The sequence below is a fragment of the Brucella sp. IR073 genome, from assembly GCF_049065735.1.
Classification (GTDB): domain Bacteria; phylum Pseudomonadota; class Alphaproteobacteria; order Rhizobiales; family Rhizobiaceae; genus Paramesorhizobium.
The window spans coordinates 631,871-654,690 of the sequence record NZ_JBAKHD010000001.1 but is presented as its reverse complement, the minus strand read 5'-3'; the positions used below and the strand labels follow the sequence as shown (position 1 = coordinate 654,690).

Below are 22,820 nucleotides of genomic sequence, written 5' to 3'. Positions count from 1 at the left end.
AATTCCTACCCACTATTCGCTATTCCTTTTCTCCATCTCCGCCAAAACACTCGCCGCCAGCGTCCGCGTGATGCGGCATTTCTGTTCCAGCGCCGCATGGTCGAGCCGGTCGACGACGCGGTTGGCGGTGGAGAGCGAGCGCTCGATGCGGCTGACCAGATAAGCGACGAGCGGCGGCTCGACCGCCACCTGCCGGTCGGCGAAAAGCTTGTAGATGACAGCCGAGAGAAGCTCGTCGTCCGGCTCGGATATTTCCACCACCGTCACCGCCTTCATGCGCGAGGCGAGGTCCGGCAGCGTCAGCGGCCAGTTTGCTGGGCGGCTGCGGGACGTCATCAGCAGCGAGGTCCCCGCCTGCCGCACCGCGTTGATCAGGTGGAAAAGCCCGGTCTCGTTGAAGGGGGCCGTGCCGATATCGTCGATCAGCACGGGGCCGGCGTTGGCTTTTTCGATGGCGTCGGGTCCGAGATCTGCGATGTCGAGGATCGCGGCATCTGAGGCGGCCTTCCAGATTGCGGCGAGATGGGTCTTGCCCGAGCCTGCCGGGCCGGCGAGCACCACCACGGGCGAAAGCCAGTTGGGCCAGCGGTCGATGATATCCACCGCCGCGCGGTTCGACGCCGCAACGATCAGATCCTCGCGGCCATAGCCCGGCTCATGTCCGAGCGCCAGCGGTAATTGGCGGGGCATCGCGATCGTCATAGAGCGTCGTCTCCGCTGCGATCCTTAAGCCGCGCGGGCTCCTTCTCGCGGCTGCGGTAGAGCGGCGATTGCAGATAGCGGCCAAGGGCGAAGCGCACGAGAACGCCGACCGCCGCCGCGGCGGGCACCGCGATCAGCATGCCGGTGAAGCCGAGCAGCGAGCCGAAGGCAAAAAGCGCGAACATCAGCCAGACCGGATGGAGCCCCACCGACGAGCCGACGAGCTTCGGCTGCAATATATTGCCCTCGATGAACTGGCCGACGAAAAAGACCGCGGCGACGGCCAGCACCATCCAGCTGAGGCCGAACTGAACCAGCGCAACGCCCAAGGCCAGCACCAGCCCCACCAGCGAGCCGATATAGGGAATGAAGCTGATAAGCCCGGCGAAGAGGCCGATCAGCAAGCCGAAATTAAGCCCGACGATGGTGAGGCCCACCGCATAGATGGTGCCGAGGATGATGCAGAGCGTGCCCTGCCCGCGGATGAAGCCCGCGATGGCCGCATCCATGGCGCGCGCCAAGGCGCGCACGGTCTGAAGATGCTCACGCGGTATCCAGGAATCGATCTGGTTGATCATGCGGTCCCAGTCGAGCAGCATATAGAAGGCGACGACAGGCGTGACGATGACGAGCGCCGCAATGTCGATGATCGCCTTGCCCGAATTCCACAGCGACTGGATCAGGGTCGTCAGGAAGCTGGTCCCCTGCTGCAGGAGCGTGCTCAGATTGTCCTGAATGACGGAATTGGAGTTGTCGCCGCCGATGAGCTTTCTGAGCCAGGGCGAGTCGCGCTCGGCAATAAAGGCCTGGAGCTGCCGCACATAATCAGGCAACCGTGCGCCCAGATCGGTCGCCTGCGTCACCAGCATCGGCACTATAATCATGATCGCGAGTATTAGGACGATCAGAAAGGTGAGCAAGATGAAGACGGTCGCAGCCAGACGCGACAAGCCGAGCCGCTCCAGCCGGTCGGCGACAGGATCGAGAAAATAGGCCAGCGCCATGCCGGCGACGAAAGGCAGGAGGATCGGGCTGAAAATCCAGAGGAACAGCCCGAACAGCGCCACCGCGCCCAGCCAGAATAGAGCCTGGCGGCGCACATTGGCGGCAAGGGTATTGACCTGCACATCGACGTGAACGTCCGCTTCAGGCTTTGTCTTCACCATTGTCTTGGCCATAAATGTGATACCGTCGGTTCGAGCCCTGTGATTGAGATAGGCTGCTGTTTCAGTCACGGTCAAGTGAAGTGTCTGCAGGTCCCGCCATTGACTGTGCAAACCCGTGGATTCCCGGCTTTTCTGGCTATACCGAGCCTTTCGGCCTTGCGGGGCAGGCGAACTCGTGCCATTTCCCGCGCCTGAGTATATGACAGTGTAACAGGCGCGTCGGGAGCAAACGATGACTGGCCAGAGCCATGAAGGCAAGAACGGATTGACCTATGCTGAGGCAGGCGTGGACATCGACGCCGGGAATCTCATGGTCGAGAAGATCAAGCCGCTCGTCCGTTCAACGCGGCGTCCGGGCGCGGATGGCGAAATCGGCGGCTTTGGCGGCCTGTTCGACCTGAAGGCGGCGGGCTTCAGCGATCCGGTGCTGGTGGCTGCCAATGACGGCGTCGGCACCAAGCTGAAAATCGCCATCGACGCGGGGAAGCACGACACGGTCGGCATCGACCTCGTCGCCATGTGCGTCAACGATCTCGTGGTGCAGGGCGCGGAGCCGCTGTTCTTCCTCGATTATTTCGCCACCGGCAAGCTCGACCCGGACCAGGGCGCGGCCATTGTCGCCGGCATTGCCGAGGGCTGCCGTCAGGCGGGCGCAGCGCTCATCGGCGGCGAGACGGCGGAAATGCCGGGCATGTATCGCGATGGCGACTATGACCTCGCCGGTTTCGCAGTCGGCGCGGCCGAGCGCAATCGTCTGCTGCCGAAGGGGGACATCGCGTCCGGCGATATCATCCTCGGCCTTGCCTCCTCGGGCGTCCATTCCAACGGCTTTTCGCTGGTGCGCCGCATCGTCGAGCTCTCCGGTCTCGGCTGGGACGCGGATGCGCCTTTCGCCCCTGGAAAGACGCTGGGCGAGGCGCTGCTGACGCCGACACGCATCTATGTGAAGCCGCTGCTTGCCGCTATTCGCGCTAGCGACGGCATCAAGGCGCTGGCGCACATTACCGGCGGCGGCTTCCCGGACAATATCCCGCGTGTGCTGCCATCCGGCCTTGCCGCCGAAATCGACCTTTCGGCCATCGCCGTGCCGCCCGTCTTCTCCTGGCTTGCCAGGACCGGCGGCGTCGAGCGTGACGAGATGCTGCGTACCTTCAATTGCGGCATCGGCATGATTGCGGTGGTTGCACCAGAGCAGGCGGCGGAAGTGGCGGCGCTGCTGGCAGCCGAAGGCGAGAAGGCGGTGATGCTGGGACAGATGATACCGCGCTCCGGCGCGGGCGTTGTCTATCGCGGCACGCTGGCGCTGTGATGCAGAAGAAACGCGTCGCAGTGCTGATTTCCGGGCGCGGATCGAACATGTCCGCGCTGATCGAGGCCTGCAAGGACCCCGCCTACCCCGCCGAAATCGTCGCCGTACTCTCGAACAAGCCCGACGCGGCAGGGCTGGATGTGGCGCGCAGCCATGGCATCGAGGCCATCGCCGTGCCGCAGAAGGAGTATGCCTCGCGCGCCGCACATGAGGAAGCGATCTATGCCGAGCTTGCGCGCGTTGCGCCCGATATCATCTGCCTCGCCGGCTATATGCGGCTGATGTCGGCGGATTTCGTTGCCCGCTGGGAGGGCCGGATGATCAATATCCACCCTTCCTTGCTCCCGCTCTTCAAAGGTCTCGACAGCCACGCCCGCGCGCTCGAATCCGGCATGCGCGTCCATGGCTGCACGGTGCATTTCGTCACCGCCGAAATGGATGGCGGCCCCATCATCGCGCAAGCCGTGGTGCCGGTGGAAGCCGGCGATACGGAAGACACCCTCTCCGCGCGCGTGCTGACGGTGGAGCACAAGCTCTATCCGCTGGCGCTGAAGTTGGTGGCGGAGGGGAAGGTGGCGATGGTCGATGGCGGCATTGTGTATACGGAGCTTACCAAGGCCGACAGGCTGGCTATCGGCGCGTTCTGAACGCAATGCACCAATAATTTTCTATTCGCTATTTTTATCCTTCTATTTTATTAGCTGTTTGCTATTATGCTTTTCCATGAAGCAGGTCACGTATCACAAGGAAGCGCTAAAAACGCTTCGCAGAATACCGATGAACGAGGCTAGGCGTATCCGCGCCAAGATTGAACAATATGCAGCTGACCCGGCATCGCAGGTTCAAAATATAATCAAGCTGCAAGGCCGGGAGGGTTTCCGGCTCCGAGTGGGCGACTGGCGCGTTATCTTCGATGAAAACGGATCTGTCATTGATGTGCTGGCAATCGGTCCTCGGGGCAGAATTTACGAATAGGAGCATGGCATGAGCGTCACCTTCACCACCCCCAGCGGCGACGAAATGGTCATCCTGCCCCGTGCCGAATATGAGCAACTCCTCGCCGATGCCGAAATGGCGCAGGATATCGCTGCCTATGACCGGGCGAAGGCCCGCATCGCGAGTGGCGAGGAAGAGCGCATCCCGGCAGAAATCGTCAACCGGATTCTGGATGGCGAAAATCCCGTTCGGGTCTGGCGTGATCACAGGGGAATGTCCGCCAAGGTGCTTGCAGGCGCGGCCGATATCGCGCCCGCCTATCTCTCCCAGATCGAGACGGGCAAGCGAGAGGGCACACTCGACACGATGCGGAAGATCGCGCAGGCGCTGAATATTACGCTGGACGATCTGGTGGTATAGAGCTACCCCGCCTTCCGCACCCACACCTTCGTGTCATGGAACGCCGCCCCGCCATAAGGTGCCGCAGCGTCGGCACCGGTGAGGGTGTTGATGCCCTCGCCGCGCTCGAAGGCGGAATTGGGGAATATGCCTTCCGAAATCACCACGCCCGGGCGCTGGCCATCGCGCAGCTTCGCGTGCAGGACCAATTCACCGCGCTGGTTGCCGATCTCGACGCGGTCGCCGTCTAGGATGCCCAGCGCCGCCGCATCATCCGGATGGATCAGCAATTGCGGGCGGATTTCCTTGGCGAGCGAGGTCGCAGTCATGGAGAAGCTGGAATTCAGGAAATTATGCGCCGGCGACGTGGCAAGGCGGAAGGGGTGCTCAGCGTCCGCCACCTCAATTGCCTGCCAGTGATCGGGGAATTCCGGCAGATCCTGATAGGGTCCCTGCGGTCCCATCGAGCGCGGCGGCTTGTCGGGCGACGGGCTGCCGGTCCAGTCCGGCTTGAAGCGGAATTTGCGGTCCGGCCAGTTGAAACCCCTCAAATAATGGGCGCGCTCGAAATCCGGCTGCATGTCGAGCCAGCGCAGTTCTTTCAGCTCGTTGAAGCCGGGCAGTCCGGCCTTGCGCAGCATGTTGTCGATGAGCGTGCGTTCATCGACATTGAAGCCGGGCATATGGCCGACGCCGAGACGGTTCGCCAGTTCGTTGAGAACATAGAGATTGGGCTTGGCCTCGCCGGGTGCGTCGACCAGCTTCGGCCCCAGCACGATATGCTGCTGGCCGCCGCCGCGATAGATGTCGTCATGCTCCAGGAACATGGTCGCGGGCAGCACGACATCGGCGAGCTTCGCCGTATCGGTCATGAACTGCTCGTGGACGACCATGAACAGGTCCTTGCGCAGCATGCCCTGCCGGATGAGGCGCTGTTCCGGCGCGACATTGGCGGGGTTGGTGTTCTGGATCAGCAGCCCCATGACGGGCGGGCCGCCATTGAGGGACTCCCTGTCGCCGGTCAGGATGCGGCCGATTTTCGACTGGTCGAGATAGCGGATATCGGGATCCTTGAAGGCTTTGCCCTCGATTTCCGACTTGTCCAGCCGGAAAATGCCGGAATTGGAGTGAAACGCCCCGCCGCCCTCATGCAGCCATGCGCCTGTCACGGCGGGGATGCAGGATGCGGCATGCATATTGACCGCGCCATTGCGCTGGCGGGTGAAACCATAGCCGAGGCGGAAGAAGGTGCGCTTGGTGGTGCCGACGAGGCGGGCGAAGGCTTCGATCTCTTCCACCGGCAGGCCCGTAATGGCGGAGGCCCATTCCGGGGTGCGGGTCTGGAGATGGCGCTCAAGGCCCTTGGGATCGTCGGTATAAGCGTTGAGATAGTCCCAGTCTGTCAGTCCATCGCGGAAGAGAACGTGCATGACGGCGCAGGCGAAGGCGCCATCGGTGCCGGGCTTCAGCACGATGCCCATATCCGCCTGACGAACCGTAGCGTTGGCATAGACATCGATGGCGATGATCTTCGCGCCGCGCTCCTTGCGCGCCTTCACCGCATGGGTCATGACATTGACCTGTGTCGCGGCGGCATTGGTGCCCCAGATGACGATGCAATCGGCCTTTGCCATCTCGCGCGGGTCGACACCCGTGAGGCTGCCCGTGCCGGCGTAGAAGCCGGTCCAGGCCAGATTGGTGCAGAAACTGTCGAACTGGTTGGAATATTTCTTGGCGTGGCGCAGGCGATGGATCGAATCGCGTTGCACCAGACCCATCGTTCCGGCGTAAAAATTGGGCCAGATGCTTTCGGAACCATGTTCCGCTTCCGCCTTCAGGAAGCGCTCGGCGACGAGATCGAGCGCCGCTTCCCACGAAGCCTCCTTCCAAACACCCTCCCCCTTGCCGCCGGCGCGGATCAAAGGCTTCAGTAGGCGGTCGGGATGGTGGATGCGCTCGGCATAGCGGGCCACCTTGGCGCAGATGACGCCATCGGTATAGCTGTTTTCCTTCGCGCCGCGCACACGCCCGATGGTGTGGGCGTCCAGCACCTCTACATCAAGGGCGCAGGTGGAGGGGCAATCGTGCGGGCAGGCGGAATGCCCGATATGGAGAACATGCTTGTTCATGGCTTGATCCAAATCAGCGGGGCGTCGCCGATGCATATCAGCTTAGGCGGATGATGACGACTCCGATGACGATCAACACCGCCGCGACGATGCGCTGCCAGCCGATGCGCTCGTTCAAGAAAAGCGCCGAGAGGAGAATGGCGAACAGGATGGAGGTTTCGCGCAAGGCCGAAACGACGGCGATGGGCGCCATGGTCATTGCCCAGAGCGCGAGGCCATAGGAGCCGAGTGTCCCCACCCCGCCGACGATTGCCAGCGACCAGCGCCCTTGCAGATGCGGCCAGATGCGCTCCCGGTGCCGCAAAAGCGTCCAAAGAACGAGCGGTGCCGCGTTCAGCACGAAGACCCACATGGTATAGGCGACGGGCGCGCCGGATTTGCGCACGCCCATGCCATCGACCAGCGTGTAACCGGCGATAAAGACGGCGTTGACGAGCGCAATCGCGGTGGTGCACCCATTGCCATGGGTTGCTCGGCGCCGCGCCTCGAAAGCCAGCGCCAGCACGCCGCCCGAGATGAAGCCGATGCCGACCCAGCGGGCGAAAGGCAGCACCTCGCCAATGAGCGGCCCGCTGACGAGTGCCACCAGAAGCGGCGGCGTGCCGCGCATGATCGGGTAAGCCTGGCTCATGTCCCCGCTCTCATAGGCAGCGGCGACGAGGCAGAGATAGATCACCTGCAACACCATCGACATACCGAGAAACGGCCAGCTCGCCCGGTCCGGCCCAGGCAGGAAAGGCAAAAGGAGCGCCGCAATCAATCCCGCCGCTCCCACCACGATGACAGCGTTCAGGAACTTGTCGCCACTCGATTTGACGACCGCATTCCAGCTGGCATGAAGAAAAGCGCCGAACAGAACGACGAGAACAACCGTGCCGGACATGGCGGGATCACCGGAATCAGAGGCTAAATGGGGATGTCATTTTATCAGTAGCGGCGGGGTGGAGGAATGGGCGTTCGCTCGCTTGCAAAAATAGGAACGTTACTACATATTTGGAGCCAGGAGATATCGCCATGTCAATCACGACCATATCGAGCCGCGAACTGAACCAGGATGTGACCCGCGCAAAAAAGGCTGCGAAGCAAGGCCCCGTCTTCATCACGGACCGGGGCAAGCCTTCGCATGTCCTTCTCAGCATCGAGGAATATCAGGAATTGACCAAGCAACGCCGCAGCATCGTCGATGCTCTGGCAATGCCTGGACTTGCGGACATCGAGCTTGACATTCCTCGCTTTGGAGACCTGCCACGCCCGGCGGATTTTGATTGATGTATCTGCTCGATACAAATGTTCTTTCCGAACTTCGCAAGGCAGGTATGGGAAAAGCGAATCCCAATGTTGTTGCCTGGCTGTCGAGCAAGGATATCGGAAGTTTTTATATTTCCGCGGTCACGCTGATGGAACTGGACGTAGGAATTTTACGGAAGGAAAGACGCGATCCCACACAAGGCGCTTTGCTACGCATTTGGATGAACGATCATGTCATTCCCGAGTTCTCGAAGCGCACCCTGCCGGTCGATATGGCCGTCGCGTTTCGTTGCGCGCGGCTCCATGTGCCTGATCCCCGACCGGAACGAGATGCTTACATCGCGGCAACGGCGCTCGTGCATGGCATGACGATTGTTACCCGCAACGTCGCCGACTTTAAGCCTACTGGCGTGGCCCTGGTCAATCCTTGGAATGAGCAACCGCACTGAATCCCCTTGCAGTTCCCGTTGAGGCGTGGAATTGGCAAGGCCATGAACTATCGCCATGCCTATCATGCCGGGAATTTCGCCGATGTCTTTAAGCACGTCGTGCTTACCCGGATCATCGAATATCTAAAGCGCAAGGAGCAGGCGTTCCGGGTGGTCGACACTCATGCCGGCATCGGGCGTTATGATCTGACCGGAACGGAAGCGGGCAAGACCGCCGAGTGGCGGGATGGCATCCTTCGCCTTCTCGACGGCGCGTCTTCCGGATCGATCCCGCCCGCCGTAGCGGAGCTTCTCGCGCCTTATCTCGATATCATCCGGGCGGAGAATGCGGGCGATAGCCTCACCACCTATCCCGGCTCGCCGCTTCTGGCGCGGCGGCTGATGCGCAAGCAGGACCGGCTTTCGGCGCTGGAACTTCATCCGGAAGATGTCAAGACGCTCGCTACTCTCTTCGCCGGGGATCATCAGGCACGCATCATCCATCTCGACGGCTGGCTGGCGCTGGGCGCACATCTGCCGCCGAAGGAAAAGCGAGGCCTCGTGCTAGTCGATCCGCCTTTCGAGATTGCGGGGGAGTTCGACCGGCTGGTGGATGGGCTCATCAAGGCGCATAAGCGCTTTCCAGGCGGGACCTATGCGCTCTGGTATCCGGTGAAGGACCGGCAGGAGGTGAAGCGCTTCGCCGCAAGGCTGCGTGAAACGGGCATTGCGAAAATATTGCGGCTGGAGCTGGCGATCCGTCCGCCCTCGCCCGAGCCACGGCTCGACGGCACCGGCATGATCGTTGTCAATCCGCCCTATACGCTGGAAAGCGAGATGAAACTGTTGCTTCCCTGCCTCACCGGCCTGCTTGGCGAAGCAAAAGGCGGATCGTTTGCAATAGAGTGGATACGAGGCGAGCAGGTTACCGCTTGACCGAAGCCCGGCGGTAGCCGAAGGTAAATCATATGCTCCACTACCGATACAGGAATTGGTCAATGAAGCGCTTCGGACAATTCAGCCATATGCTTGCCTCTGCGGCACTCGCCCTTGCCACCGTCCTTTCCGCAGGCGGCCTTTCCTCTAATCCCGTCGCAGCAGCCGATCTTCTGGCGGCGCGCGCAGACTATACCGATACCGGCGGTGTCTGCAGCGACCAGCGGGTGCTGAAATCCATCGTCTCGCGCTTTAGCTATCAGGTGACGCATGTGCCCAATCTGCCGCAGGTCGGCATTTCGGCTTTCAGCAACATCTCCCAGAACCGTTTCGAGCCCGGCGGGACGCCTCCGCTGATCACCCGCCATTATTGCCGCGGCACTGCCGTCCTTTCCGACGGCGATCAACGCGCGGTCTGGTACATGGTTGAGGAAGGCCAAGGCTTCGCCTCCATCGGCGACAATGTCGAGTTCTGCGTCGCCGGCTTCGACCGCTGGAATGCGTATGACGGCGCCTGCCGCGTTCTTCGCTGAGCGGTAGACAGAGAATGCAGGAAAGAAGCTTCCTGATCCTGGCGGTTCTGGCCGCCATCGCCTGGTTTCTTTTCTCGCTTCTCAATGACGAGGCGCCCAATCCGCTCTCGCGGGTTGCGCGGGATAGCGGTTCGCCGACGTCCGTTTTCAATGGAAACAAGCCGTATCCCCAATCGCCGGAGGGCAGCGGCGATCCTGCCTCCTCCGGCCAGAGCGGCGACGCTTCACTGGGCGGCCACGGGTTCGATTTTTATGTGCTGTCGCTTTCCTGGTCGCCCAGCTACTGCGCCACGGAAGGCCGGCGCGCGGATCGGCAGCAATGTTCGTCGAGCCGGCCTTATGCCTTCGTCGCGCATGGGCTGTGGCCGCAAAATGAGAGCGGCTATCCGCAGGACTGCCCGACCGACAATCCCTATGTGCCGCGCGGCCTCGTCTCGCAGATGCGCGACATCATGCCCTCGGCCGGCTTGATGGGTCACGAATGGCGCAAGCATGGAAGCTGCAGCGGGCTCTCACAAACAGACTATTTCTCTGCCGTGCGCCGCGCCTATGAGGCGATAACCATCCCGGCGAGCTTCCGCAACGCCACTGCCAACCGCGATGTCGACCCGATGCTGGTGGAGAAAGCCTTCATCGCCGCCAATCCCGGCATTCCCGCAGGCGGCATAGCAGTCACCTGCAAGGACGGGCATCTGGAGGACGTGCGCATATGCATGACCAAGGACCTCGAATTCCGCAGTTGCGGAGAGGTCGATGCCAATGCCTGCCGCCGTCGCTCCGTCGCCATGCCGCCGGTGCGTTAAACGAGTAAAAAATCACTGGGAGTCTTCAACGGAAATGACAAAACTTCTTTATGCCGCCGCCTCGCCCTACAGCGTCAAGGTGCGGATGGCTGCGCATTATGCGGGCATTCCAGTCGAGGTGGTGACGGTCAACGCCAATGACGAGCCGGAAGAGTTGGTTTCCGTGAACCCCCTTGGCAAGATACCGACCCTTCTCATCGATGACGGCAAGACCATCTTCGACAGCCGCGTTATCACGCAATATCTGAACCGCGTTTCCGGCAACAAGCTCTTCCCGCGCAATGCTGACAAGCGGCTCGAGGCTGAAAAACTCGAGGCGTTGGCGGACGGCCTATGCGACGCGCTTCTCGCCCATGTCTATGAGCGCCGCTTTCATCCGGCGGAAAAAATCCATGAGCCCTGGCTGGAACGGCAATGGCGCAAGGCCACGCGGGCGCTCGATCTCCTTGAAGCCGCCCCGCCGCGCCTGACTGCCAAGCTCAATGCTGGGCATCTCGCGCTTGCGGCGACGCTCGGTTATCTCAGCCTTCGTTTCGAAGGACAATGGGAAAAGGGCCGTCCGAAGCTGAAGCGCTGGCTCAAGCGGTTCGGGGAATTGCATCCGGAACTGGCGGGGATGCTGCCGAAGTAAACATTCTGCCAGCAGATCTATCCAACAAAAAAGCCGGGCTTTCGCCCGGCTTTTCCGTGTTCAAATCTTGGAAGGATTAGAACTTGTAGCCGACGCCGAGACGGACGTCGTGGGTCTTCAGGTCGGACTCGACCGAAGCGGCGCCCAGATCGTAGTCCTTCTTGCCGAAGTCGCTGTAGCGATATTCGACGCGGCCGACGATGTTCTGGGTGATGAAGGCTTCGGCGCCAGCACCGACGGTCCAGCCGGCGCGGAACTTCTTCTCATTGTCGAGGCCGTTATCCAGCTCGACATTCGAGCCGGCGACACCGCCCGTCACGTAGAGAAGAGCCGGATCCATGGCGTAACCGAGGCGGCCACGCAGCGAGCCTTCAAAGCCCTGCTTGGCTTCGAGGCCGGCCTTTTCTTCCTTCAGCCAGGAGTAACCGGCATCGCCTTCAACACCGTAGACGATATTGCCGTTCTGCCAGTTCCAACCGGCATAGGCGCCAGCCTTGCCGTTGTTGTCCTTGATGTCGCCAACGGAATCGGTACCGAACTTGCCCCAGCCGTAGCCGCCATAGAGACCGGTGTAACCGCCGGCCCAGGTGTACTGCGGAGCAGCTTCGACGGGAGCTGCGGGTTCCGGCGGCTGGTCAACGATCGCGTCAGCGGCCATGGCGGAGATGGTAAGCGGCAGCAGCGCAGCCGTAGCGAGGGCGAGGGTCTTAAGAGTGCGCATGCGCATTCTCCTTACTTACATATTTTTACAATCGGACGCGTTTCAAGCTTGGGAGAGAGGTGGGGGCCTCGCAGAAACCGCGTTGTGACAGGACAATAGATCGTGCTGAAATGCGGCGCGACCAGTGCCGATCCGTGAAAAAAAACTGTCCGCAATATGGCTAAAATATGATGTTGCAATATGGCCACATGGCCGAAGGTGGTCCATATTATGGCGCAGCGGGCTGCGACTGCAGGCCGATACCCCGGAGCATTTGCGCCAAATTGTCAGCATTCCCGGGGGTCGATGCGTATCTTCAGAGGAATTCCGCCTCCCATTCTGCTATCGCTGACGGCACCAAATCGGACGGCATAGACAGATAAGGATTCGTTTACCGTGAACTCCAAATTTCCAGCCGCATTTTCCGCCCCCATCGGGGTGCTGGTCACCGGCGGGGCAAAACGAATCGGAAAAGCGATCGTCGAGGACCTCGCGGCGCATGGATTCGCCATAGCGATTCATTGCAACGGTTCGATGACGCAGGGCGAGGCGCTGGCGGAAAAAATCAGGGCTGGCGGCGGCCGTGCGGTGACGGTTCAGGCCGACCTCCGCGACATGGATGCCGCGCGCGCGCTTTTCGGCAGGGCGCAATCCGCGCTGGCGCTTCCCATCCGGCTTCTCGTCAACAATGCTTCGGTCTTCGTGGAGGACCATGTCGGCGCGCTTGGCGACGATATATGGGACAGGCACTTCGCCCTGCACCTGAAGGCGCCGGTGCTCTTGGCCGAGAACATGGCGGCGGCGCTTGCGGAGGGAGAGGACGGGCTCGTCGTCAATATGATCGACCAGCGGGTCTGGAAGCCCAATCCGCTGTTCTTCTCCTATACGCTGTCGAAGGCGGGGCTCTGGACTGCCACGCGCACGCTGGCGCAGGCGCTTGCGCCTCGCATTCGGGTCAACGCCATCGGCCCGGGCCCGACGCTGCCGAGCGAGCGGCAGGAAGAAGGAGATTTTCAGCGGCAGGTGGAGGCGATTCCGTTGAGGAAAGGCCCTGCCCTGTCTGATTTCGGCCTCACGATTCGCTATCTATGGGAGATGAAATCAGTGACCGGCCAGATGATCGCGCTCGACGGCGGGCAGCATCTGGCATGGGAGACACCGGATATCCTGGGAATTTCGGAATGAGCGGCGGAATGAAACCGGGCGGCGGGCAGGATGATATTGCCGGCTTCCTCATCGACGAGGCGGAGACGCAGGAGGATGCGCTCGACACGGAGGAGTCGGGCGAGCCCGCGCGGGCTGGCCTCGCCGACTCCATCGAATGGGCGTCGGCGCTGGAGGAAAACAGCGAGGCGATGGCCGGACTCTCCGGCGCGGAGGTGATCGACGCCTTCGTCAAGCGCCTGCCCAACAAGCCCGGCGTATACCGCATGTTCAATGCGGCAGGCGACGTGCTCTATGTCGGTAAGGCGCGCAGCCTCAAGAAGCGTGTCTCCAATTATGCGCGTGGCCACGGCCACACCAACCGCATCGCGCGGATGGTGCGCGAGACGGCAACGATGGAATTCGTCGTTACACGTACCGAGACTGAGGCGCTGCTGCTGGAAGCAAACCTCATTAAGCGCCTGCGCCCGCGCTTCAATGTGCTGATGCGCGACGACAAGTCGTTCCCCTATATCCTGATGACGGGGGACCAACGCGCGCCCGGCATTTTCAAGCATCGCGGCGCGCGCTCGCGCAAGGGCGATTATTTCGGCCCCTTCGCCTCTGCCGGGGCGGTGGACCGCACCATCAACGCGCTGCAACGCGCCTTCCTATTGCGCACCTGCACGGATTCGGTGTTCGAGATCCGCACCCGCCCCTGCCTGCTCTATCAGATCAAGCGCTGCTCCGGCCCCTGCACCGGCGAAATCAGCGATGCGGATTATGCGGGGCTCGTCAGCGAGGCGAAGGCTTTCCTCTCCGGCAAGAGCCAGAGCGTGAAGGAGCATCTTTCCCAGGCGATGCGCGAGGCGTCGGCTGAGCTCGATTTCGAGCGCGCCGCCATCTATCGCGACCGCCTTTCCGCCCTGTCGCATGTGCAGAGCCATCAGGGCATCAACCCGCAGACGGTGGAGGAGGCCGACGTTTTCGCCATTCATCAGGAAGGCGGGATGACCTGCATTCAGGTGTTCTTCTTCCGCACCGGGCAGAACTGGGGCAATCGCGCCTATTTCCCCAAGGCCGACGCCTCGCTCGGCAATGCGGAGGTGCTGGGCGCTTTCCTGTCGCAATTCTATGACGACAAGCCATGCCCGCGACTGGTGCTGCTTTCCGAAACGGTGGAGGATCAGGAACTGCTCGCCGAGGCGCTTTCGACACGGGCGGGACATCGCGTGCAGGTCACCGTGCCGCAGCGGGGCGAGAAGAAGAGCCTCGTCGAGCACGCGCATACCAACGCACGCGAGGCGCTGGGGCGGCGGCTCGCCGAAACCTCATCGCAGGCGCGGCTCCTGAAGGGGCTCGCGGAGACCTTCGGCCTGCCGCGCGTGCCGCGGCGCATCGAGGTTTACGACAACTCGCACATCATGGGCACCAATGCGGTCGGCGGCATGATCGTCGCCGGGCCGGAGGGCTTCGTCAAGAACCAGTACCGCAAGTTTAACATCCGCTCGCAAGACATCACCCCCGGCGACGATTTCGGCATGATGCGCGAGGTGATCCAGCGCCGCTTCGCACGGCTGGTGAAAGAGCACGGTTTACCGACACAGGTGAATCCAACCGAACCGGAGGGTACGGAAGACATCGATCTGGCGGGGGAAGGCTTCCCCGCCTGGCCGGACCTGATCCTCATAGACGGCGGACAGGGACAGGTCGGCGCGGTTCGCAGCATTCTGGCGGAGCTTGGCATCGGCCATCTCGTCACCTCCATCGGCATCGCCAAGGGCGTCGACCGCGATGCGGGGCGCGAGCGCTTCTTCGTCGAAGGCAAGCCCGCCTTCACCCTGCCGCCGCGCGACCCGGTGCTCTATTTCATCCAGCGCCTGCGCGACGAAGCCCACCGCTTCGCCATCGGCACCCACCGCGCACGGCGCAAGAAGGAGATGGTCAAGAACCCGCTCGACGAAATCGCCGGGATCGGCCCGGCGCGCAAAAGGGCGCTGCTGCATGAATTCGGCACGGCCAAAGCGGTTTCACGCGCGGCAGTGGAGGATCTGATGCGGGTCGAGGGGATTTCAGAAGCGATGGCGCGGGCGATACGGGATCATTTTCATGAAGGGGGATGAGGAAAGTCATGCTAGTTTTGTTCTTGACAGTTTTTCGTTTATAAACGAAAAACCACTATGTTCGAGATACGCCATTACCTCACTGCGGACGATAAGGATTTGGTAGCCGAATGGCTGGGCCGGCTTCGCGACATGCAGGCCAAAATCGCCATCATCCGGCGGCTGAACCGGTTGGAATTGGGCAATTTCGGCGACTTCAAGCCGCTGCGTGAAGGCGTCTATGAGCTGCGCATCGACATCGGACCGGGCTATCGCATTTACTACGCGCGATCAGGCAAAACGGTAGTGCCACTGCTGTGCGGCGGCACCAAGAGGACGCAGGCATCCGACATTGAGCGGGCAATTGCATATGGGCGAGATTGGCAAAACCGCAAGGAGCAATGACGATGAAAGACCGGCACCACGACGACGCAATGGCGGAACTATACCGGGATGATCCGAAGCTTGCAGCCGCCACCCTTGACGCAATCCTCGCCGATGGCGATCAGGATGAACTGCTGGTGACGTTGCGTCAGATGGCCAAGGCATTCGGCGGCGTCCCGAAGGTCGCCAAGGAAGCGCATCTCAACGCGACACAGCTCTACCGTACGCTATCAGAAAAAGGAAACCCGGAAGTGCGCAGCCTGAGCGCCATCCTGCGTGTCATGGGTCTGCGACTGGCTGTCCAGCCAATCAAACCGGACCATACGCATTAAAGCGCGGCAGGGAGCGTGGCCGGGCAAATTACGACTCGCCGCGTCGGAGCTAAGTGTTGATTTTTTACCCACATCGCTGTTGATGTGTCGATACATTCATAAATTGCCGCGTGACGCTCCTCCAACGGCCTCATGCGGCGGGAGACCTGCCGAATATGCGGAAAAACGCCCTGTCCCTGCCCAATATTCTCACCTATGGGCGCATTCTCGCTGTGCCATTGGTGGTTTTGTGCTTTTTCGTCGAAGGCAGCCTCAAATCGAGCGACACCGCGCGCTGGTCGGCGCTCGCCATATTCGCCGCCGCCAGCATAACGGATTTCTTCGACGGCTATCTTGCGCGCATCTGGAAGCAGACCTCGACCATCGGGCGAATGCTGGACCCGATCGCCGACAAGCTGCTCGTTTCCGCCTGCCTGCTGCTGCTCGCCGCCGACCGCACCATCGCGGGATGGACGCTGTGGGCGGCGATCATCATCCTGTGCCGCGAGATCCTCGTCTCGGGCCTGCGCGAATATCTGGCCGAGCTGAAAGTGAGCGTACCCGTCAGTACGCTTGCCAAATGGAAGACGACCATCCAGATGGTGGCCATCGGCTTCCTACTCGCCGGCCATGCGGGTGACCAGTTCTTCCCCTACACGACCGCGACCGGCATCGGGCTTCTGTGGATTTCGGCGCTCGTCACTCTCTATACCGGCTGGGATTATTTTCGCGCCGGGCTCAAGCATGTGATGGACTAAAGCATGTGCGCCAAGCTGCCTGCTCTGGAGAAGACCGTGCGATTGGAGGTAGGATGACGAAGCTCGTCTATTTCGCCTGGGTGCGCGAGCGCATCGGCAAAGAGGAAGAGGACATCACTCTGCCTGCCGAGGTGGGGACGGTGGCGGAGCTTCTGGAATATCTGAGGACGCGCGGCGAGGAATATGAAGCCGCGCTGCAAAACCCCAAAGTGATCCGCGTCGCCATTAACCAGGAGCACGCAGCGCATCACGAGCCGATTACCGGCGCGCGGGAGATCGCGCTCTTCCCGCCGATGACCGGGGGTTGAGATGGGTACCGCTCCCCTCCCCTATATCAGCGTCCAGCGCGAGGATTTCGACCTTGCGCATGAGGTTTCGGCACTGACTGCAGGGCGCAGCGATATCGGCGCGGTGGTGAGCTTCACCGGCCTTTGCCGCGACGAGGGCGGAACGCTGGCGGCGCTGGAGCTCGAACATTATCCCGGCATGGCGGAAGCGGAAATCGGGCGGATCGCGGAAGAAGCGATAAAACGCTGGCCGCTGACGGGGCTGCGGATCATTCATCGCCACGGCAAAATCCAGCCCGGCGAGAACATCGTCCTCGTCGTCACTGCCTCAGCGCACCGGCAGGCGGCATTCGAGGCGGCCTCGTTCCTTATGGATTTTCTCAAAACCCGCGCGCCTTTCTGGAAGAAGGAACATCGCCGCGACGGCCCTTCGACAGGATCGGGAGGCTGGGTGGAAGCGAAGGTGCAGGACGACGAGGCGGAATCACGCTGGACGGCACGCAGCACCGAAGCGCGATGAAAAAACCCTAGGGGATCATTACCAAAAACTTGCAATGTCACAATTTCCACACGAAGATTTTCCATCCATGGGAGCGGAGAATCAACCTCGACATCACGGGGTCGAGGGATTTTCTAAAACAAAATAATCCGGGTAACGAATATGCGGCGCTCTCGCGCGGGTAGGATTTCGATAATGGGCGTTGTGGCGGCGGGGGTAGCCGTCCTTGGCGGTTTCATCCTTTTCGTCACCGCCTCGCTTCCGACATCGGGCGTGGCAGCGGAGAAAACCATTCGCGGCGCGGTCGCCTATAAGGAAAAGGTCGATCTGCCGCCCGAAGCCGATCTCCATGTGCAGCTTGCCGATGTTTCGCCTGCCGACGCAGGGACAAAAATCCTCGCGGAGACACGGGTTTCCCCTGTCGAGAGCGGCGTGACACCCTTTTCGCTGGATTTCGACAGCGATGACATGGAGCCCGGCCATACCTATGTGCTGCAGGCGCGCATCGCGGCGGGCGACACGCTATGGTTCGTCAACGACCAGCAATACCGCGTCGACCTGCAGACATTGCAGGAGCCGGTGAAAATCAAGCTGGTCGGGGTGCGGAAGGATGCCGACACCGCTGTTGACAGTCCGATCGAGGGCTCGACCTGGCTTGTCGAGGACATCTACGGCACGGGCGTCGTGGACGATGCCCGCACCACGCTGACCATCGGCGATGACGGCCAGGTAAACGGGTCGAGCGGTTGCAACCGCTATTTCACCAAGGCCTCATTCTCCGCCGACACGCTTTCCTTCGCCGAAGTCGGCTCCACCTATCTGCAATGCCCGCCCGCACTGATGAACCAGGAAAGCAAGTTCTTCGACGCGCTCGGCAAGACAAGGGCTTTCAGGGTCGATATGGGCAAGCTGCTGCTGCTCGACGACAAAGGGCAGGAGATTTTACGGCTGACGCAGAATGGGTAGCGCCTCTGGCGTTAAGCTGAAATCGCGCGCAGATGCTGGATCAGCGGCGGGAGTTCTTCCTGAACCGTCGCCCAGACGATATGAAAATCAATATTGAAATAGTCGGACGATCTGGTTTCGCATGCCGCGGATGCTGCGCCATGGTATCTCTGCATGGACTTGAGCGAAGTCTGGGTATTCGGCAACAATCCGACTGGCCGCTTCGCCAACGATTATGAGGCTCATGGCCACTGCGCGCCGCGTTCGAATATCCGCAAAGAACTCGTCTTCATTCATCCTCCCGATAAACTCAACGGCATCGGCAGAAACATCGATCATGCGCCGGATATAGAGTGGAAGCCGGTTCCCGGCTGTCACACTGGCACCGCCTTGCGGAGCACATCAGCCCGGATATCGGCAGGAAGTCCGAGCGGCGTCCTCACATTGACACGAACTCCAAGAGCCTCTTCCAAATCTTCCTGCAACCCACCGAGGTCAAAGAGGGTCCGTTTCAGGCAGCGGCTCGACAAGAAGATTAAGATCGCTCTTGTCCGTGTCCCAGCCGGTGAGAACCATGTCGAACACACGCGGATTCTTCGTGCGGTGCTGCTTGGCCAAGGCACGGATGAGTGCTCGGCCATGCTCCAATGCCTGCGAAGGTGTCTGATGCTGCATGACGGCCTCCTTGGCCTATGGGAGCGAATGGGCCTGCTGAACAACAACCATAGGGGGATTATAGCCGATATCCCGGGCTCATCCAGGCCCGCTCATCGCTTCAATGCCCACGAAAAAGCCCGCCGTTTCCGGCGGGCTTGGCATTTACGGCGGGTTTAAAAAATCAGCCGACGATTTCGGTGCCGGAGAACCAGTAGGCGATTTCCTCGGCGGCAGTTTCCGGAGCGTCCGAGCCGTGGACCGAGTTTTCGCCGATGGAGAGGGCGAAGGTCTTGCGGATGGTGCCTTCGTCAGCATTGGCCGGGTTGGTAGCGCCCATCACTTCGCGGTTCTTGGCGATGGCATTCTCGCCTTCCAGCACCTGCACGACCGTCGGGCCGGAAGACATAAACTCGACCAGCTCACCAAAGAAGGGGCGGTCCTTGTGGACGGCGTAGAAGCCCTCGGCCTCGCGGCGGCTCATCCAGACGCGCTTGGACGCGACGACGCGCAGGCCGGCATCCTCGAGCATCTTGGTAATCGCGCCGGTCAGGTTACGCCGCGTCGCGTCGGGCTTGATCATTGAGAAAGTGCGTTCAATCGCCATATCGGAAACCTTTGTACTGGCAGTTGGAAGAAGGTGCGGCTCCTATAGCGGCGCAATGCGGCGTTGCCAAGGGCGGAAAGGCGCGATGGGCTATTGACATGTTAGGACAGTTGACCTAATCCTGTTTAGGACATTTGACCTAGACACATTGGAGCAATGCCATGCCACACCGCGCGACGCGTGAGGAGATCATCAGCGTTGCGGACGATCTCTTTTATCGCCGGGGGTACGAGCACACTTCGTTTGCGGATATTGCCGATGTCGTGAAGATTTCGCGCGGCAATTTTTATCATCACTTCAAGACCAAGGACGACATTCTGGATGCGGTGATCGAGAAGCGCTTGACTGATCGGCGGGAAATGCTCGACCGGTGGGAGATAGAGGGCAAGACACCGGAAGAGCGGATCAGCCGGTTCATCGACATCCTCATCGTCAATAGAGAGAAGATCAAGCACTATGGCTGCCCGGTTGGCACGCTCACAAGCGAGCTGGCGAAGCTGAACCATGTGGCGCAGGCGGATGCCAACGGGCTCTTCACAATTTTTCGCACGTGGCTTCGTGCGCAGTTCATCGCCCTTGGGCGGGAAGCTGATGCGGATGCGCTTGCCATGCATCTGCTCGTGCGAAGCCAGGGCGTCGCGACGCTGTTCAATGCCTTCCACGATCAGGATTTCGTCGAGCGCGAGGTTGCCCAGATGAAGGACTGGCTGCGCGAGCTTGCGGCTAGACGTTCCGGCGGAACCGCGCGAATCCGGACGGTCTGAAATCCCAATCCTCACAGTTCAAAACGGAGCGCAAATGTTCATTATATTCCTGAGATTTTCGAACAACCGCGCACAGGCCGCCCAGTTCATGGAGGGCCACAATGCGTGGCTCAAGAGCGGCTTCGAGAGCGGGATTTTTCTTCTTGCCGGCAGCCTGCAGCCGAATGCGGGCGGAGCGATCCTCGTGCATAATATCGATCGGGAGAGCCTTGATGTTTTCGTGCAGAAAGACCCGTTCGTGGCCGAGGGCGTGGTGAACGCCGAGATTCATGAGGTGACGCCGGGACGCGTCGACGAGCGCCTTGTCTTCCTGAAAAGATGATTGCCAGGGCCACTTTGCGCGAAGTGGCGTTGCCTCTCTTGCGAAACGGGCGCTTCCCGTGCAAAAGCCCTTGTCATGCTTATCCTGAACGATATTTCCGTGCGCGTCGCCGGACGCCTGCTTATCGACCACGCCAGCGTGACGCTGCCCGCCGGGTCCAAGACCGGTTTTGTCGGGCGCAACGGCACCGGCAAATCGACGCTGTTCCGCGTCATCACTGGCGAACTTGCGCCGGAGACCGGCGATTTCTCGATGCCGAAGAACACGCGCATCGGCCAGGTCGCGCAGGAGGCGCCGGGCACGGAAGAACCGCTGATCGAAATCGTGCTCAAGGCCGACAAGGAGCGGCTGGCGCTGCTGGAAGAAGCGGAGACGGCCACCGACCCCAACCATATCGCCGAAATCCATACACGGCTTGCCGATATCGACGCGCATTCGGCGGAGGCCCGAGCGGGCGCGATCCTCTCGGGCCTCGGCTTCGACGCGGAGGCGCAGCGCCGTCCGGCCTCGTCCTTCTCGGGCGGCTGGCGCATGCGCGTGGCGCTCGCGGCGGTGTTGTTCGCGCAGCCGGACCTCTTGCTTCTCGACGAGCCGACCAATTATCTCGACCTCGAAGGCACGCTCTGGCTTGAAGATTATGTGCGGCGTTATCCGTACACCGTCATCCTCATCAGCCACGATCGCGACCTGCTCAACTCCGCCGTCAACTCGATCATGCATCTCGACCAGAAGAAATTGACCTTCTGGCGCGGCGGCTATGACCAGTTCGAGCGCCAGCGCGCCGAGAAGATCGAATTGCAGCAGAAGCAGCGCGTGAAGCAGGAAGCGCAGCGCAAGCATATGGAAGCCTTCGTCGAGCGCTTCCGCGCCAAGGCCTCCAAGGCACGGCAGGCGCAATCGCGGCTGAAGGCCTTGCAGAAGCTGAAGCCCATCGCCGTGCATTATGATGAGCATGTCCAGCCCTTCACCTTCCCCGACGCGGAGAAGAAGGCCGCTTCGCCGATCATCGCGCTCGAAAATGCCGATGTCGGCTATACCCCCGGCAAGCCGGTGCTGCGCGGGTTGAATCTGCGTATCGACAATGACGACCGCATCGCGCTGCTCGGCTCGAACGGCAACGGCAAATCGACGCTTGCGAAGCTGCTTGGCGGCAGGCTCGCGCCGGAGAACGGGCGGGTGACAGTATCGCCCAATCTGAAAGTCGCCTTCTTCGCGCAGCATCAGTTGGACGATCTGGTGCCCGACGACAACGCCATCGAGCATGTGCGCAAGCTGATGCCAACAGAGCCAGAGGCGAAGGTGCGCTCGCGCGTGGCGCAGATGGGGCTTTCGACCGAGAAGATGATGACGCCTGCGCGCGACCTCTCGGGCGGCGAAAAGGCGCGGCTCCTGATGGGCCTCGCCACCTTCCATGGGCCGAACCTGCTCATCCTCGACGAGCCGACCAACCATCTCGACATCGACAGCCGCGAGGAACTCGTCCACGCGCTCAACGGTTTCAACGGCGCGGTCATTCTCATCGCCCACGATCGCCATCTGATCGAGGCGACGATGGACCGGCTGTGGCTGGTGCGCGGCGGCGAAGTAAAGCCCTATGACGGCGACCTGGAAGAATACCGTTCGCTGGTGCTGGCTGACAGCCGCGCCGGCAATGGCGGCGATAAGCCCGCTGATCAGGGGCCGAAAGTCTCCAAGGCCGATCAGCGCCGCCTCGCCGCCCAGAAGCGCGAGGCGCTCAAGCCTTTGCAGAAAAAGATCAATGAAGCCGAAGCGCTGGTGGAGAAGCTGACGAAAAAGATCGAAGGCTTGCAGGCGCAGCTCGACGATCCGGAACTTTATACGCAGGAAGCCTCGAAGGTGACTTCCGTCACCCGTGACCTCGCCAAGGCAAAGGCCGAACTGGCGGAAGCGGAGGAAAAATGGATGGTGCTTTCGACGGAGTATGAAGAGGCGATGGCGGAGTGAAGTGGAAGCAAAACTTCAGTGAGTACGGAGCTGTGTTCCGTGCTTTTTGGGCTTTCCCGCGCATTATTCAAATTTCCTTTTAAACAATCTTCAATTTAAAAAGTTGATTCCTTAGCGGAACGGTGCTTAATCTTCTGCCTTGAGGGGAATGACAATCAT

The 22,820-nt window shown here is 61.1% G+C and carries 28 protein-coding genes and 1 pseudogene; 21 read left to right on the top strand and 8 right to left on the bottom strand.

Annotated elements, in window-relative coordinates:
* Nucleotides 1-12: 12 nt before the first annotated feature.
* Both hdaA and ACOWVG_RS03230 read right to left on the bottom strand, forming a co-directional pair.
* On the bottom strand, nt 13-702 hold the full coding sequence (gene hdaA / locus ACOWVG_RS03235) for a DnaA regulatory inactivator HdaA (protein ID WP_420960035.1): 690 nt from the start codon (nt 700-702) through the stop codon (nt 13-15).
* Complete coding sequence (locus ACOWVG_RS03230) at nt 699-1,880, bottom strand: AI-2E family transporter (RefSeq protein WP_420960034.1); 1,182 nt, start codon at nt 1,878-1,880, stop codon at nt 699-701. Before ACOWVG_RS03230 ends, hdaA begins: the two co-directional genes overlap by 4 nt.
* Before the next feature lie 220 nt (nt 1,881-2,100).
* Here ACOWVG_RS03230 and purM point away from each other — a divergent pair, with 220 nt between their 5' ends.
* The 4 genes from purM to ACOWVG_RS03210 all read left to right on the top strand — a co-directional run bounded on the left by purM (nt 2,101) and on the right by ACOWVG_RS03210 (nt 4,533).
* Nucleotides 2,101-3,177, top strand: a complete 1,077-nt coding sequence (gene purM / locus ACOWVG_RS03225; protein WP_420960033.1) for a phosphoribosylformylglycinamidine cyclo-ligase — start codon at nt 2,101-2,103, stop codon at nt 3,175-3,177.
* Entirely contained in the window at nt 3,177-3,824 is a 648-nt protein-coding gene (gene purN / locus ACOWVG_RS03220; RefSeq protein ID WP_420960032.1) for a phosphoribosylglycinamide formyltransferase, read from the top strand. The genes purM and purN overlap by 1 nt, the downstream gene beginning before the upstream one ends.
* A 76-nt stretch (nt 3,825-3,900) precedes the next feature.
* Nucleotides 3,901-4,152: a type II toxin-antitoxin system RelE family toxin gene (locus ACOWVG_RS03215; protein WP_420960031.1), complete on the top strand. Its 252-nt coding sequence runs from the start codon at nt 3,901-3,903 to the stop codon at nt 4,150-4,152.
* Between the two features lie 9 nt (nt 4,153-4,161).
* Entirely contained in the window at nt 4,162-4,533 is a 372-nt protein-coding gene (locus ACOWVG_RS03210; RefSeq protein ID WP_420960030.1) for a helix-turn-helix domain-containing protein, read from the top strand.
* Between the two features lie 2 nt (nt 4,534-4,535).
* Here the strand turns inward: ACOWVG_RS03210 and ACOWVG_RS03205 are convergent, their stop codons facing one another.
* Nucleotides 4,536-6,641, bottom strand: a complete 2,106-nt coding sequence (locus ACOWVG_RS03205; RefSeq protein WP_420960029.1) for a molybdopterin oxidoreductase family protein — start codon at nt 6,639-6,641, stop codon at nt 4,536-4,538.
* A 37-nt stretch (nt 6,642-6,678) separates the two neighbouring features.
* Nucleotides 6,679-7,524, bottom strand: a complete 846-nt coding sequence (locus ACOWVG_RS03200) for an EamA family transporter (protein ID WP_420960028.1) — start codon at nt 7,522-7,524, stop codon at nt 6,679-6,681.
* A 131-nt stretch (nt 7,525-7,655) separates the two neighbouring features.
* On the opposite strand from ACOWVG_RS03200, the gene ACOWVG_RS03195 reads away from it, so the two are divergent.
* The 6 genes from ACOWVG_RS03195 to ACOWVG_RS03170 all read left to right on the top strand — a co-directional run bounded on the left by ACOWVG_RS03195 (nt 7,656) and on the right by ACOWVG_RS03170 (nt 11,220).
* Nucleotides 7,656-7,910 (top strand): type II toxin-antitoxin system Phd/YefM family antitoxin, encoded by a 255-nt coding sequence (locus ACOWVG_RS03195; protein ID WP_420960027.1) that lies wholly within the window; start codon nt 7,656-7,658, stop codon nt 7,908-7,910.
* Nucleotides 7,907-8,338: a type II toxin-antitoxin system VapC family toxin gene (locus tag ACOWVG_RS03190; protein WP_420960026.1), complete on the top strand. Its 432-nt coding sequence runs from the start codon at nt 7,907-7,909 to the stop codon at nt 8,336-8,338. Before ACOWVG_RS03195 ends, ACOWVG_RS03190 begins: the two co-directional genes overlap by 4 nt.
* 42 nt (nt 8,339-8,380) lie before the next feature.
* Nucleotides 8,381-9,253 carry a 23S rRNA (adenine(2030)-N(6))-methyltransferase RlmJ gene (locus tag ACOWVG_RS03185; RefSeq protein WP_420960025.1) on the top strand — a complete coding sequence of 291 codons (873 nt, stop codon included), beginning with the start codon at nt 8,381-8,383 and terminating at the stop codon, nt 9,251-9,253.
* 62 nt (nt 9,254-9,315) lie between these two features.
* Nucleotides 9,316-9,786, top strand: coding sequence for a phage portal protein (locus tag ACOWVG_RS03180; protein ID WP_420960024.1), 471 nt, complete (start codon nt 9,316-9,318; stop codon nt 9,784-9,786).
* A 14-nt stretch (nt 9,787-9,800) separates the two neighbouring features.
* Entirely contained in the window at nt 9,801-10,589 is a 789-nt protein-coding gene (locus tag ACOWVG_RS03175; protein WP_420960023.1) for a ribonuclease T2 family protein, read from the top strand.
* Nucleotides 10,590-10,623: 34 nt separating this feature from the next.
* Nucleotides 10,624-11,220, top strand: coding sequence for a glutathione S-transferase (locus ACOWVG_RS03170; RefSeq protein WP_420960022.1), 597 nt, complete (start codon nt 10,624-10,626; stop codon nt 11,218-11,220).
* A 76-nt stretch (nt 11,221-11,296) separates the two neighbouring features.
* On the opposite strand, the gene ACOWVG_RS03165 is transcribed toward ACOWVG_RS03170, so the two are convergent.
* A complete protein-coding gene (locus ACOWVG_RS03165; protein ID WP_420960021.1) occupies nt 11,297-11,941 on the bottom strand; it encodes an outer membrane protein in 645 nt (214 codons plus the stop codon).
* 375 nt (nt 11,942-12,316) lie between these two features.
* On the opposite strand from ACOWVG_RS03165, the gene ACOWVG_RS03160 reads away from it, so the two are divergent.
* From ACOWVG_RS03160 to ACOWVG_RS03125, 8 genes are all read left to right on the top strand, one after another.
* Entirely contained in the window at nt 12,317-13,105 is a 789-nt protein-coding gene (locus tag ACOWVG_RS03160) for an SDR family oxidoreductase (RefSeq protein WP_420960020.1), read from the top strand.
* Nucleotides 13,102-15,186 (top strand): excinuclease ABC subunit UvrC, encoded by a 2,085-nt coding sequence (gene uvrC, locus ACOWVG_RS03155; RefSeq protein ID WP_420960019.1) that lies wholly within the window; start codon nt 13,102-13,104, stop codon nt 15,184-15,186. Before ACOWVG_RS03160 ends, uvrC begins: the two co-directional genes overlap by 4 nt.
* A 57-nt stretch (nt 15,187-15,243) precedes the next feature.
* The gene (locus ACOWVG_RS03150) at nt 15,244-15,570 is read left to right on the top strand and encodes a type II toxin-antitoxin system RelE/ParE family toxin (protein ID WP_420960018.1); all 327 of its coding nucleotides are present in this window, start codon (nt 15,244-15,246) and stop codon (nt 15,568-15,570) included.
* A gap of 2 nt (nt 15,571-15,572) precedes the next feature.
* Nucleotides 15,573-15,881 (top strand): DNA-binding protein, encoded by a 309-nt coding sequence (locus tag ACOWVG_RS03145; protein ID WP_420960017.1) that lies wholly within the window; start codon nt 15,573-15,575, stop codon nt 15,879-15,881.
* A 155-nt stretch (nt 15,882-16,036) separates the two neighbouring features.
* Entirely contained in the window at nt 16,037-16,618 is a 582-nt protein-coding gene (gene pgsA, locus ACOWVG_RS03140) for a CDP-diacylglycerol--glycerol-3-phosphate 3-phosphatidyltransferase (protein ID WP_420960016.1), read from the top strand.
* A 53-nt stretch (nt 16,619-16,671) separates the two neighbouring features.
* Nucleotides 16,672-16,926, top strand: a complete 255-nt coding sequence (moaD, locus tag ACOWVG_RS03135; protein ID WP_420960015.1) for a molybdopterin converting factor subunit 1 — start codon at nt 16,672-16,674, stop codon at nt 16,924-16,926.
* A 1-nt stretch (nt 16,927) separates the two neighbouring features.
* Nucleotides 16,928-17,425 carry a molybdenum cofactor biosynthesis protein MoaE gene (locus ACOWVG_RS03130; protein ID WP_420960014.1) on the top strand — a complete coding sequence of 166 codons (498 nt, stop codon included), beginning with the start codon at nt 16,928-16,930 and terminating at the stop codon, nt 17,423-17,425.
* A 141-nt stretch (nt 17,426-17,566) separates the two neighbouring features.
* The gene (locus ACOWVG_RS03125; RefSeq protein ID WP_420960013.1) at nt 17,567-18,370 is read left to right on the top strand and encodes an META domain-containing protein; all 804 of its coding nucleotides are present in this window, start codon (nt 17,567-17,569) and stop codon (nt 18,368-18,370) included.
* 11 nt (nt 18,371-18,381) lie between these two features.
* Here ACOWVG_RS03125 and ACOWVG_RS03120 read toward each other — a convergent pair.
* From ACOWVG_RS03120 to ndk, 3 genes and pseudogenes are all read right to left on the bottom strand, one after another.
* Nucleotides 18,382-18,646: pseudogene (locus tag ACOWVG_RS03120) on the bottom strand (DUF86 domain-containing protein).
* 198 nt (nt 18,647-18,844) lie between these two features.
* On the bottom strand, nt 18,845-19,024 hold the full coding sequence (locus ACOWVG_RS03115; RefSeq protein WP_420960012.1) for a hypothetical protein: 180 nt from the start codon (nt 19,022-19,024) through the stop codon (nt 18,845-18,847).
* A 163-nt stretch (nt 19,025-19,187) separates the two neighbouring features.
* Complete coding sequence (ndk, locus tag ACOWVG_RS03110) at nt 19,188-19,610, bottom strand: nucleoside-diphosphate kinase (RefSeq protein ID WP_420960011.1); 423 nt, start codon at nt 19,608-19,610, stop codon at nt 19,188-19,190.
* Between the two features lie 161 nt (nt 19,611-19,771).
* On the opposite strand from ndk, the gene ACOWVG_RS03105 reads away from it, so the two are divergent.
* The 3 genes from ACOWVG_RS03105 (at nt 19,772) to ACOWVG_RS03095 (ending at nt 22,661) form a co-directional block, all read left to right on the top strand.
* Nucleotides 19,772-20,374 (top strand): TetR/AcrR family transcriptional regulator, encoded by a 603-nt coding sequence (locus ACOWVG_RS03105; protein WP_420960010.1) that lies wholly within the window; start codon nt 19,772-19,774, stop codon nt 20,372-20,374.
* A 34-nt stretch (nt 20,375-20,408) separates the two neighbouring features.
* Nucleotides 20,409-20,696, top strand: coding sequence for a YciI family protein (locus tag ACOWVG_RS03100; protein WP_420960009.1), 288 nt, complete (start codon nt 20,409-20,411; stop codon nt 20,694-20,696).
* Nucleotides 20,697-20,771: 75 nt separating this feature from the next.
* Nucleotides 20,772-22,661 carry an ABC-F family ATP-binding cassette domain-containing protein gene (locus tag ACOWVG_RS03095; protein WP_420960008.1) on the top strand — a complete coding sequence of 630 codons (1,890 nt, stop codon included), beginning with the start codon at nt 20,772-20,774 and terminating at the stop codon, nt 22,659-22,661.
* The last annotated feature ends 159 nt before the right edge of the window (nt 22,662-22,820 follow it).